General features: G+C 46.8%; 11 protein-coding genes. All 11 read right to left on the reverse strand.

All coding sequences use genetic code 11. From position 1 onward, the window contains the following. Positions 1-5: 5 nt before the first annotated feature. The gene (gene cyoD / locus D8S93_RS14225) at positions 6-317 is read right to left on the reverse strand and encodes a cytochrome o ubiquinol oxidase subunit IV (RefSeq protein WP_012842490.1); all 312 of its coding nucleotides are present in this window, start codon (positions 315-317) and stop codon (positions 6-8) included. Beyond that, positions 317-919 (reverse strand): cytochrome o ubiquinol oxidase subunit III, encoded by a 603-nt coding sequence (cyoC, locus tag D8S93_RS14230; protein WP_005375782.1) that lies wholly within the window; start codon positions 917-919, stop codon positions 317-319. Before cyoC ends, cyoD begins: the two co-directional genes overlap by 1 nt. After that, complete coding sequence (gene cyoB / locus D8S93_RS14235; RefSeq protein WP_005375781.1) at positions 909-2,945, reverse strand: cytochrome o ubiquinol oxidase subunit I; 2,037 nt, start codon at positions 2,943-2,945, stop codon at positions 909-911. Before cyoB ends, cyoC begins: the two co-directional genes overlap by 11 nt. Before the next feature lie 5 nt (positions 2,946-2,950). Continuing rightward, complete coding sequence (gene cyoA / locus D8S93_RS14240; protein WP_005388604.1) at positions 2,951-3,832, reverse strand: ubiquinol oxidase subunit II; 882 nt, start codon at positions 3,830-3,832, stop codon at positions 2,951-2,953. A gap of 791 nt (positions 3,833-4,623) precedes the next feature. Then, positions 4,624-5,382 carry an SDR family oxidoreductase gene (locus tag D8S93_RS14245; protein ID WP_152813865.1) on the reverse strand — a complete coding sequence of 253 codons (759 nt, stop codon included), beginning with the start codon at positions 5,380-5,382 and terminating at the stop codon, positions 4,624-4,626. A gap of 110 nt (positions 5,383-5,492) precedes the next feature. After that, positions 5,493-6,398, reverse strand: a complete 906-nt coding sequence (mmsB, locus tag D8S93_RS14250) for a 3-hydroxyisobutyrate dehydrogenase (protein WP_005390978.1) — start codon at positions 6,396-6,398, stop codon at positions 5,493-5,495. 11 nt (positions 6,399-6,409) lie between these two features. Next, complete coding sequence (locus D8S93_RS14255; protein WP_152813867.1) at positions 6,410-7,549, reverse strand: enoyl-CoA hydratase/isomerase family protein; 1,140 nt, start codon at positions 7,547-7,549, stop codon at positions 6,410-6,412. Between the two features lie 8 nt (positions 7,550-7,557). Next, positions 7,558-8,343: an enoyl-CoA hydratase gene (locus D8S93_RS14260; RefSeq protein WP_152813869.1), complete on the reverse strand. Its 786-nt coding sequence runs from the start codon at positions 8,341-8,343 to the stop codon at positions 7,558-7,560. A gap of 38 nt (positions 8,344-8,381) precedes the next feature. Next, positions 8,382-9,536: an acyl-CoA dehydrogenase family protein gene (locus D8S93_RS14265; protein ID WP_152813871.1), complete on the reverse strand. Its 1,155-nt coding sequence runs from the start codon at positions 9,534-9,536 to the stop codon at positions 8,382-8,384. A 19-nt stretch (positions 9,537-9,555) separates the two neighbouring features. After that, positions 9,556-11,049 (reverse strand): CoA-acylating methylmalonate-semialdehyde dehydrogenase, encoded by a 1,494-nt coding sequence (locus tag D8S93_RS14270; protein WP_152814040.1) that lies wholly within the window; start codon positions 11,047-11,049, stop codon positions 9,556-9,558. A gap of 22 nt (positions 11,050-11,071) precedes the next feature. Beyond that, the gene (locus D8S93_RS14275; RefSeq protein ID WP_152813873.1) at positions 11,072-12,283 is read right to left on the reverse strand and encodes a thiolase family protein; all 1,212 of its coding nucleotides are present in this window, start codon (positions 12,281-12,283) and stop codon (positions 11,072-11,074) included. Positions 12,284-12,495: the final 212 nt, after the last annotated feature.

The raw sequence follows: 12,495 nt of genomic DNA on the forward strand, positions 1-12,495 counted from the left end.
TTAGCCTACAACTTCATGTTGACGTTCATGTTGTAGATGATCCATACCGAGCCAGCGATAAGGATAAGTACAACAATGGCGGTAAACATCAGTGATACAAGGTTCCAACGTCCGTCGGATGTTTTTGTTTCCATGTGCAAGAAGTATTTGAAGTGAACAAATATCTGCACTAATGCACATCCAAATAGAATCGCATAGGTTGTTGTATCTGGTAATGATTTCGTCCAAACAAAGTAGAACGGAATTACCGTCAGAATCAGTGAGGCAATGAAGCCTTTCACGTAATCTGATGCACTGGTTTCTACATGTTGATCCATTACATTACCCCCAGTAAGTAAACGATGGTAAAGACACAAATCCAGACGATATCTAGAAAGTGCCAGAATAGGCTTAAGCAGTTAAAGCGCATTGCCATATTGTCGTTCAGACCTTTCGTCGACAGTTGATGGTACGCTACCGCTAACCAAATCAGACCAAAGGTTACGTGCAGGCCGTGCGTACCAACCAACGTAAAGAATGCCGATAGGAATGCACTTGTTTGTGGACCATAGCCTTCTTCAATCAGGTGATGGAACTCATAGACCTCCATACAGATAAAGCCAAGACCAAGCGCGAACGTTACTAACATCCAACGTTTGAGACCAGCAACGTTGTTGCGCTTCATCGCGATAATGCCAAAACCAAATGTGATACTGCTAAACAGCAGCAGCATGGTTTCGACAAACACGAATGGGAGTTCGAAAATGTCTTTACCTGTTGGGCCCGCAATTGAATTGCTCGACAGCACAGCGTATGTCGCGAACAAGGTCGCAAACAGTACGCAGTCACTCATCAGGTAAACCCAAAAGCCAAATAGCTTGTTGCCATTCGTGTCATGGTGGTGATCATGGTCGTGATGTGCTGCGATATTAGTTTGCATACGTCACCTCCAGATCATCTTTACTTTCGCTGTCTTTCACTGAGTTTTTCTTCGCTTCTTCAAGCTGAGCTCGACGCTCGGCCTCAATTGCTTTGATCTCTTCAACTTCCACGTAGTAATCCACGTCATCGTTGTAGCTGTGCTGAATACACGTCACGATAATACCGACCAAACTTGCTGCCGCTAGCCACCAGATGTACCAAATCATGCCGAAGCCAAATAGGAGCGACCAAGCCGACACGTAGATGCCTGTTGCCGTGTTTTTTGGCATATGAATACGTTCGTATTCCACTTCTTTAGTTGGATCGAACTCGCCACTTTGTTTCTGGTACCAGAAGGCATCCAGCACATCACCTTTTGGCAGGTGTGCAAAGTTGTAGAACGGCGGTGGAGACGATGTTGCCCACTCAAGAGTACGACCACCCCACGGGTCACCAGTTAGGTCACGGTTTTGCTCGCGGTCACGGATACTCACGTAAATTTGGATGAACTGAGACAATACGCCCAGCGCAATCACAACCGTACCTGCTGCGGCAATCGACAACAGTGGGAAGTATTCAGGGTTGATGTCTTGGCTTAAACGACGAGTCATACCCATAAAGCCCAGCGCGTAAAGCGGTAGGAACGCCATTAAGAAACCAATAATCCAAAGATAGAACGCACGTTTGCCCCAAGTTTCATTCATGGTAAAGCCTGTCGCTTTCGGGAACCAGTAAGTGATCGCAGCGAAACATCCAAAGACTACACCACCGATGATAACGTTGTGGAAGTGAGCAATCAGGAATACTGAGTTATGCAGAACGAAATCTGCGCCCGGAACAGCCATGAGTACGCCTGTCATACCACCAACAGTAAAGGTGATCAGGAAGCCCACCGTCCACATCATTGGCGTCGTAAAGCGGATGCGGCCTTTGTACATGGTGAATAGCCAGTTGAAGATCTTCACCCCTGTTGGGATAGAAATGATCATCGTGGCAATACCGAAGAAGGCATTTACGTTCGCGCCAGATCCCATCGTAAAGAAGTGGTGTAGCCAAACGACAAACGCAAGAATCGTGATAACTACGGTAGCCCAAACTAGCGATGTGTAACCGAACAACTTTTTACGTGAGAAGGTTGCGGTGACCTCTGAGAACACACCAAAAATTGGCAAGATCAAAATGTACACTTCTGGGTGGCCCCAAGCCCAAATCAGGTTGACGTACATCATTACGTTGCCGCCAAGATCATTGGTAAAGAAGTGCATGCCTAGGTATCTATCCAGCGTTAGCAGAGCGATAGTCACCGTTAGGATTGGGAATGAAATGATGATCAAAATGTTTGCACACAGAGACGCCCAAGTGAAAACTGGCATCTTCATCATTGGCATAGACGGTGTACGCATACGCAAAATGGTCGCGAAGAAGTTCACGCCTGTTAACGTCGTACCAACCCCTGATATCTGTAGCGCCCAAATCCAATAATCGACCCCGACTCCTGGGCTAGCCTCAATACCTGAAAGCGGCGGATACGCCAACCAACCGGTGCGACCAAATTCACCTAAGCCGAGAGACATGTTTGTTAGGATGACACCAACAACAAACAGCCAGAAGCTCAAGTTATTCAGATACGGGAAAGCTACGTCACGCGCACCAATCTGCAATGGCACGATGATGTTCATCAGACCAATAACCAATGGCATCGCTACGAAGAAGATCATGATCACGCCATGGGCAGTAAAAATTTGATCGTAGTGATGCGGTGGTAAGTAACCTGCTTCACCCGCAGAAGAAAGGAGTTGCTGACTACGCATCATGACTGCGTCAGCAAAACCACGAACAAGCATCACCATCGCTACTGCGATGTACATGAAGCCAAGTTTTTTATGGTCTACTGAAGTAAACCATTCATTCCACAAATATTGCCACTTTCCGGCTTTAGTTACCGCGTAAACTACGGCTAAACCAACCAGCGCCACAACCGCTAAGGTGATGACGATAATAGGTTCGTGGAATGGAACTGAATCAAGAGTTAATCTTCCAAACATTACGATTATCCTTGGTTTTCAGGCAAACAGTTCATTGAACCAGGATGCTGAGTCACAACGTCGGTGAACAAGAACGGAGGAACGCTAGAGAACAAAGTGACTGGCTCTGCGATACTTGGCGCTGCCAGTGAGCTGTATTGCTCCCAATCTTCAATACGATCAGGGCTCGCCTTCACTTTCTGCACCCAATTTAGGAACGCTGCACGATCAGACATTGCGGAGGCTGTGAACTTCATTTGCGAAAAGCCTTCGCCGCTGTAGTTCGATGCAAAACCCTTGTAGTCACCTTCGTGGTTCGCTATCAGGTTGAGCTTGGTAACCATTCCTGGCATCGCGTAGATCTGTGTACCTAAGCGAGGGATGAAAAACGCGTTCATGATGTTGTCCGAAGTCAGTTTGAACTGCACTGGCACATCTTTCGGGAACGCCACATAGTTCACCGTCGCAATGTTTTCTTCTGGATAAATGAACAACCATTTCCAATCGAGTGACACCACTTCGATGGTCATTGGTTTAACATCACTTTCCAAAGGTTTGGATGGCTCTAGTTCATGAGTCGAACGCCATGTGATCGTCGCAAGAATCGCAATGATGATGATTGGAATTGTCCATACCACCACTTCGATTTTGGTCGAGTGTGACCACTCGGGTGCGTACTCTTCTTCAGTGTTAGAGGCGCGGTATCGGTAAGCAAAGTAAATCGTCATTAGAATCACAGGGATTACAACGATCAACATCAGCAAAAGAGCAGTAATAATTAGCTCTTTTTCCTGCACACCAATGGCACCTTTGGGGTCAAGTAAAGCTGAATTACATCCTGAGAGCATAAGTATGACGGACGCCAAACTTCCCCTCGACAAGATGCGTTTATATCTTGAGGCTTCCATTAACTTTCTCGATGGTTGTCTGGTTTCAAAACAAATGCCAATCACAGTAAATAAGAGCTCAGAAACAGCGCAGGGGAATGTTTGATAAAAAGGCAAAAATTTTGATAAGTAGTTATTCTACTTACAAATTTTTCAGCGCCGTTATCAAGCATCTTAACCAGCTAGAATGAACAATTACTTGCTACGATTGGTATCAAGCTAAGAACCAGTTGTTATAGTCATTAGAATGTTTATGTGTTGAGCATGAGTAACGTCGGGATCAGAGCGAAACAAAACGGAATTGAGTGGAGATCAAAACCACACTATTAGTGTGAGTTTATTGTTACACTTTGAAACACAATGTTACATTTGGCGCATTATGAGGAGTAAAAAGTTAAAGCTCATTAGCCACAACTGGAAACTAACCTTCCATTAATGAAACCCACACTCTTAAAATAGGAGATTAACCTCAACACGAATTTCACGTGTTTCACAGTTAATGTCTTTTGAAACAGACAGTTGCAAATTCATTTTGATGAGACTGACTATCAACTGCATTTACATAGATAGCTTGATTACGAAGGGGAAATTAAAAGTGGAAAATTGTGATTAATGTCAAAATAATGATTTCACTTAGTATTTGAGTGGTATTTACTTCTCATTATTTACTTTTGGCAAACCATTCGCAGGGCGAATCCAAACATGAGTAATAAACACACTTACGTTGCCCAGAGCTGGCTCTCGGAAAAATAGGAAATGTTGAAAGGGAAAGAAGCTTGTCATTCCGGTCTGTGGGGCCTAACCCTAGGGCTTTACATACGAATGCCTCCATCTACTTCTAAAACTCTGCCAGTAAAGTAATCACTCTCAAGAATGTATTTTACTGCATGCGCGATTTCACTTGTTTCACCCATCCTTCCAATTGGGATCATCTTTTCTAGCCGTTCTATGGCTTCTGGTTTCATTTGCTCTGCCATCGCGGTATGTACCACACCTGGTGCAATCGCCGCCGCGCGGATACCGTATCTTGCTAACTCACGGGCCCACGTTGTTGCCATGGTTGCGACCGCCGCTTTAGATGCAGAATAATTGGTTTGACCGATATTCCCTGCTCTCGCGACACTAGAAATATTGATGATAACGCCTTGTGAACCGCTCTCAATCATCTTGACGGCAGCTTCACGCCCACACAAAAATGTCCCCGTAACGTTGACGTTCATGACCAAATTGAATTGATCCAAAGACATCTTACTGATCACGCCGTCTTTTGATTTTACAAGTAACCCATCTCTTAGCACGCCAGCGTTATTGACTAGCCCATTGAGTTGGCCAAAATCTTGGATAACCGCTTCAAACGTGTTTTCAACATCGATTTCGCTCGTTACATCCACTTGATAAGTCAACGCTTTTGCGCTCAGCATTCGGCACTGCTCTTGTGTTTCCATTAAGCCGCTAACGTTTACATCTAATAACGCTAAATCTGCACCGGCTTGAGCAAGCGTAATTGCCATCATTTGCCCAAGTCCCTGCCCTGCACCTGTAATGGCAATGACACTATTTTTAATATCCATAGTTACTGCACTCCGTCGCTAATAATGTTCCCTATTTCAAGCCTGTTTAGGAGGTCCGAAATGATGAGTTTTACTTCACCATTTCAGACGGTTTTGTAGCAAAACTCAGTCTAGCCCTTCTTACTCTTGTAAAACTCAAACAAGCTTGAGAAGTCGAGCTCGCCATGGCCGCTCGCGTTGTGGAAAGAATATAAATTACGCGCCAGTGAGCCCATCGGAACCGAAGAGTGTGTTTGTAACGCCGCATCTAACCCCAAACCGAGATCTTTCAACATAAGTTTGCTCATAAAGCCCGGTTGGTAATCGTTGCTGGCTGGTGCACTGTCCATCACGCCTGGGCAAGGATTGTAAAGCTCCAATGCCCAATTTCGGCCTGAGCTTTGAAGCATGATGTTTGATAACACTTTGGGATCGAGCCCATGATCGATACCTAGATTTAGCGCCTCGCACGTACCAGACATTAAAATGCCGAGCATAAGGTTGTTACAGATTTTCGCCATTTGACCATCGCCCGCTTTACCGGCATGGAAAACATTTTTTCCCATGTACTGCAAAATGGCATTGGCTTTAGAAAATGCTTCATCCGAGCCACCAACAATAAAGGTTAATGTCGCCGCTTTAGCGCCGGCAACGCCACCCGAAACGGGCGCGTCGACAAACAACACGCGTTTATTTGCCGCTTCATTGGCGACTAATCGCGCAGAGTCCGGATCAATAGTTGAACAATCAATCATCAAGGTACTTGGCGAGACAAGATTGAGGACACCTACGCCGCCGTGTAAGTCACCAAGATACACGGAACGAACGTGAGAACCTGCTGGTAGCATCGTGATGACTGTGCTTGCACCATCCACGACTTCCTCAATAGAGCTCGCCACCACCGCACCAAAAGGTGCAAGTTGCTTTGCCGCTTCGCTATCGACATCAAATACTTGCACGTTAAATCCAGACGCTAATAAGTTTTGCGCCATCGGATGCCCCATTCTTCCTAAACCGATAAATGCGATGGTACTCATGATCATTCTCCTTATTGACCTAGTGTTTGTTCACCCAAATCAGCAAGCGGATGTTCGTCATCCGGCCAAAGTGAGGTAAACAAGGTATCGATGACATCTTCATCGACTTCACTGACACTGTTAAACATCCAGTTAGGTTCGCCATCCCGGTCAATAAGCCGAGAACGGACGCCCTCTTTAAACTCACCTAATAAGGCGCTGCGAACCGATAAACTCAGCTCCAAGCGGAAGCAATCTGCAAGTGGTAAGCTGTGGTATTCTTTCACTTGTCTGAAGCAAATATGTGCGGTGATCGGACTGCCCGCGGCGAACGTTTGTTTCGCGTTTTCTATCCACTGACTGTTCCCTTCGATAGCCATGATTCGCTGTGCTATTGCATTAAGATCAAAGCCTTTGCACGCTTCCTCTATCTGATCTAAGTATGGACAAATTTGCGTGGTTGGTTTGCTATCAATAACCTGTTCTTCCATTAATTGTAGTAGCGCAGTTACCAACTCTTTCGCATCTTCTTTGCCCCACTGGAGCCGCTTTAGCTCATCCAGTAAGGTGGGATACTGCTCTTCCAACAGTAACCAATCGGCCAAACCAATAGTGACAGCGTCACTTGAATTCGCCATGGAACCTGTCAATCCGAGGAATAAACCCACTTGCGGATCTATCTGGCTTAAAAACCACGTACCTCCCACATCAGGATACAGTCCGATATTGATTTCTGGCATAGCAAGGCGTGATGTTGTTGTCACAACTTTATGGCTGGTTCCCATAAAAAGCCCCATCCCACCACCCATGACAATACCTTCTCCCCAGCCGATAATGGGTTTGTTGTAAGTGTGGATAAGATAGTCACACCCATACTCCAACGAGAAATAGTCCGTACAGAACTCTACGATTTTTTCTTTACTCTCGTTATGCATGACGTGATACATAGCTCGAACATCGCCACCAGCGCAGAATGCTTTTTCACCAGCGCCAGTGAGTACCACACAAGTCACATGCGGATCGTCTTGCCACTTGATAAGCTGATCGTTAAGTTGGACTAACATGTCATACGTCAATGCATTCAATGAAGCGGTGTTGTCTAACGTTGCGATACCAATGCGGTGCACGCCATCTAAGCACTCTATTTCACTGATGGTTACCATCCCTGCCATGTGGCCTCCTATCGGTTTTTCCATTGCGGTGGGCGTTTTTCTAAAAAGGCGCGAACACCCTCAACTTGATCTTCCGTATCAAAAAGATTCAGAAACAACTCTCGCTCTTTCATTAAGCCGTGCTTAAGTGGCGCAGAGCGCATATTTTGAATGAGCGCCTTACATGCGGCGACAGAAGATGGTGACTGGTTCGCAACAGATTCAGCAAGCTCCAACGCTTTACTTAAAGCTTCGCCTTTGGGAACCAACTCCTCAGCCAAGCCTAGTTCTTTTGCTTTGTCAGCGCTAACTTGTTCTCCACATAAAATGATGCGCTTTGCCCAGCCTTCTCCTACTAACGCTGTGAGGTTTTGGGTACCGCCAGCGCAGGGCAAAAGTCCGACTTTGGCTTCAGGTAAAGCAAGTACCGCTTGCTCTTCAACTACTCGAATATCACAAGCTAATGCCACTTCTAAACCTCCGCCCATGGCGTAACCATTAATGGCGGCAATGGAAACACCACGGAATTCCGAGAGCGTTTCAAAAGCTTCACCAAAGCATCGCGCCATGTCTAACGCAACCGCTTTGTCACCATCAGAAAATAGCTTGAGATCCGCACCTGCAGAGAAAAACTTTTCTCCACTGCCGGTTAAAACCAGTGCGTAGACCTGCTTATCATTGTTAAGTGTGAGTATGAGCGACTTCAATGCCTTGAGGCTCTCTGCTGTCCACGTATTGGCTGGCGGGTTGTTCATCGTCACCACCGCAACGTGATTAGCGATCGTATGTTGAATGGCTTCTTGGGTTAATGGCATATATGAATCCTTTCTCAATGAACAAATCCAATACTTCGCTACAGCAAGGTCGACTCCTCAGAGAGCAAACGGCGCGCGATGATTAAACGCATAATTTCGTTCGTTCCCTCCAGAATTTGATGCACACGCACATCTCTGAAATGACGTTCCATTGGATACTCTTTGATATAACCATAGCCGCCATAAAGCTGCAGCGCTTGGTCGCAAACCTGAAAGCCCACATCGGTTGCGAACCGTTTTGCCATCGCGCAATAAGCAGTGGCATCTGGGTCATTTCGGTCGAGCTTACTGGCGGCATAGCGCACCAACTGCCGCGCAGCCACTAGCTCTGTCGCCATGTCTGCCAATTTGAATTGTAAGGCTTGAAACTGCGCAAGCGGCTTGCCGAACTGCTTACGTTCTTGAATGTACCGTGTCGCCTGATTAAGGGCCTGTTGAGCCGTACCGACGGAGCAGGTCGCAATGTTTATACGCCCTCCATCAAGCCCTTTCATCGCAAAGACAAAACCGTGCCCTTCTTCGCCCAGTAAATGGCTAGCTGGAATAACGACATTTTCAAAAGTAACCGCTCGTGTTGGTTGGCTGTTCCAACCCATTTTGAGTTCTTTGCGCCCATAGCTGATACCATCTGTTTGAGCAGGAACAACACATGCAGACACGCCTTTGGCACCCGCTTCTCCGGTTCTCGCCATCACGACCAAAACATCTGTCTCTCCTGCGCCAGAGATAAAGGTTTTGCCACCGTTGAGGACATACTTATCCCCCTTTTTTGTAGCGGAAGTGGTCAGTGCAGCGGCGTCTGATCCTGCGTTGGGCTCGGTTAAGCAATAGGAGCCTAACCATTCCCCAGTAACTAACTTCGGGCAGAACTGCGTTTTGGCTTCATCGGTAGCAAAACTGGCTATCATCCAACTGACCATGTTGTGAATCGTCATAAACGCCGTAGTGGACGTACATCCCATGGCCAGTTGTTCAAAGATAATTGAAGCATCTAAGCGACTCAGCCCTAGGCCACCTTGCGCTTCTGGAGTGTAGAGACTCAGGAAACCTAACTCTCCCGACTCTCTCAATACGTCTTTGGGGAAGATCTGTTTTTCATCCCACTCCGCCGCCATCGGCGCTAAACGCTCATCGGCAAATTGCTGAGCGGTATCGGCAAATGCACGTTGATCTTCATTAAGTTCAAAGTCCATAAAAGCTCCTTCTATTCACTCAGCGCAGTTGGATGGTCAAATTAGGCCCCGTTGGAATATCGTCATCAAACCAACGTGCCGTCACCGTTTTAGTCTCGGTATAAAAACGTACCGCTTGTTTACCATACGCATGCAAATCGCCATAGAAACTGCCTCTCCAGCCTGTAAAAGAGAAAAATGGCAAAGGTACCGGAATAGGCACATTGATCCCAACCTGACCGACTTGAATGTCATGCTGATATTTTCTTGCAGCAGCGCCATTAGCCGTAAAAATGGAAGTGCCGTTCCCGTATGGGTTGCGATTCACTAACTCAATAGCTTCTTGTAACGTATCCACTTCCATGCAAACCAAAACAGGGCCAAATATCTCTTGCGTGTAAATCGACATATTCGCTGTTACACCGCTAAACAAGGTTGGGCCAATCCAGTTTCCATCGGGAAAGCCTTCCACTTCACACTGACTGCCATCGAGTTCACACACTGCGCCTTGTTGTTTTCCATCTTCAATTAGGTCCAATACGCGTTGTTTAGCTTGTTCACTGATGAGTGGGCCATAAGCAGCTTGCTCATCGTCCCAAGGCCCTGGGTGTACTTTCGCCATTGCCTGTTTGAGGTCTGTAATCCATTGTTTTGAATCGCCGACAAATACCGCAACAGAAATCGCCATACAACGCTGCCCCGCCGCCCCAACGGAGGACCCCACTAGGTTATTCACCACTTGTTCTTTGTTCGCATCAGGCATGATCACCATGTGATTTTTAGCACCAGCAAAAGCTTGAACGCGTTTAAAGTGTTTCGTACCCGTGGTGTAGATATAACGGGCAACAGGAACCGAGCCAACAAATGACACCGCTCGAATGTCAGGATGAGCCAGTAGGAAGTCGACTTGGTCTTTGCAACCGTGAACGATTTGCAACACTCCTTTCGGCGCGCCAGCTTGCTCAAATAGTTCGGCTAGACGGATAGAAGTCAACGGCACTTGTTCGGAAGGTTTGAGCACAAACGTATTGCCCGCCGCGATAGCGATTGGGAACATCCACAACGGAATCATGGCAGGAAAGTTAAACGGCGTAATGCCGCAACACACACCTAGGGGCTGAATCATTGAGTAACTATCAATATCCGTGGCAACATTTTCGACGGTTTCGCCCATCATATTGCTGGCAATGTTTGCAGCCTGCTCAACAACCTCTATACCTCGCCACACATCGCCTTTAGCATCCGCTAAAATCTTACCCGTTTCATGAGAAAGCAGTGTGGCAAGCTCATCATGATGTTCTTTGAGAAGGTGCTGATAACGAAGCATGACTCTGGCACGCTCGGATACTGCCACTTCCTTCCAGGATTGGAATGTCTCTTTCGCATTATCAATGGCGGCTTCCATCTCGTGATCCGTTGAGCAGGGAACGTACGCAATGACATCATTAGTGGCAGGATTGGTCACCTCAACCCAATCCGAAGTTTGAGATTCACGAAACTCTCCACCAATAAACAAGGGAACCAAACGAGTCATCATTTACTCCTTCTGATTTCAATTAAAGCGGTATTTCAATGCCTATCGCCGTTGCCTCTCCACCACCGATACAAAGTGACGCAACGCCTCGCATCACTTTTTTGGCGTCTAGATCACCGTCGGTACCTAAAGCTTGTAGCTGACGCAAACTATGAATCAATGTCACCAGAATTCGTGCGCCACTTGCGCCTATCGGATGTCCCAGTGCACACGCTCCGCCTTTAATATTGACTTTACTCATATCAAGCCCAAGTTCTGCTACCGCGATTTGTGTCACGACAGCAAAGGCTTCATTTATCTCCCACAGATCCACTTCGTCAATTGACCAATCCAATTGAGACAACAACTGTTCAATCGCATAAACGGGAGCCAAAGTATATTCAGCAGGTTTTCTGGCGTGTGTGGCGTGAGACTTGATAACGGCGAGTGGCTCAAGACCTTGGTGGATCGCAGTCTCTTCATCCATTAGAACAAGCGCTGCAGCGCCATCGGAAATCGCACTCGAATTAGCAGCGGTCACCGTGCCTTTTTTATCGAATGCAGGTTTGAGTTGAGGGATTTTATCCAGAACAATCGAGCGCGGGTGCTCATCGTAATCCAACGTTCCTTGTTCAGACTTGGTGTTGAATTCAATCGGTGAGAGCTCGTCTGCAAATAAGCCTCGCTCTTGAGCTTCCAACGCACGTTTTGCCGACATCACTGCCCATTCGTCCATTTGCTCTCTGGTAAACTTAAGCCTGTCTGCGACGTGCTGAGCATAAACACCCATTAAGTGCCCTTCATACGCATCTTGCAATCCATCGAGAAACATGTGGTCATACGTCGACTGGTGGCCCATGCGCATTCCCTTTCTCGCCTCTTTCAATAAATACGGCGCATTGGTCATACTCTCCATACCACCAGCAATGGCCGTTCGAATCATTCCAGCTTTGATAAGATCGTGCGCCAACATGACGCTCTTCATGCCCGAGCCACACACTTTATTGATAGTCGTGCACCCTACACTCATGGGTAAATCCGCACCAATTGCCGCTTGTCTCGCCGGGGCTTGCCCACAACCCGCAGGGAGCACACATCCCATGAAAACTTCATCTACAGATGTCACATTCACTTCATGCATCGCAGCTTTTATCGCTTGTGCACCTAATTGGGGAGCGGAGTAAGTTTGCAACTTTCCTTGAAAGCGCCCGATCGGCGTTCTCTTCGCGCTGACAATCCAGATGTCTTTTTCCATGATTCGCATTCCCTTGAGGTATATGTGAACACTAGACTGACTGATAACGCCCTTGCATGACATTGCTTACCAAGTGCTACGCCAGTCTTTGTCGCCCTTTCTCACTGACAAACTTTCATACTGCGATTTCTTGACGTTTACGTAAGCATAGCACTAGCCTTTACAATGAGATGAAAAAACACACCAAGTAGGCGTTTATCTTTCAAAATTTG

The sequence above is a fragment of the Vibrio sp. VGrn 2 genome (genome assembly GCF_009361695.1).
GTDB classification, from domain to species: Bacteria; Pseudomonadota; Gammaproteobacteria; order Enterobacterales; family Vibrionaceae; genus Vibrio; species Vibrio diabolicus.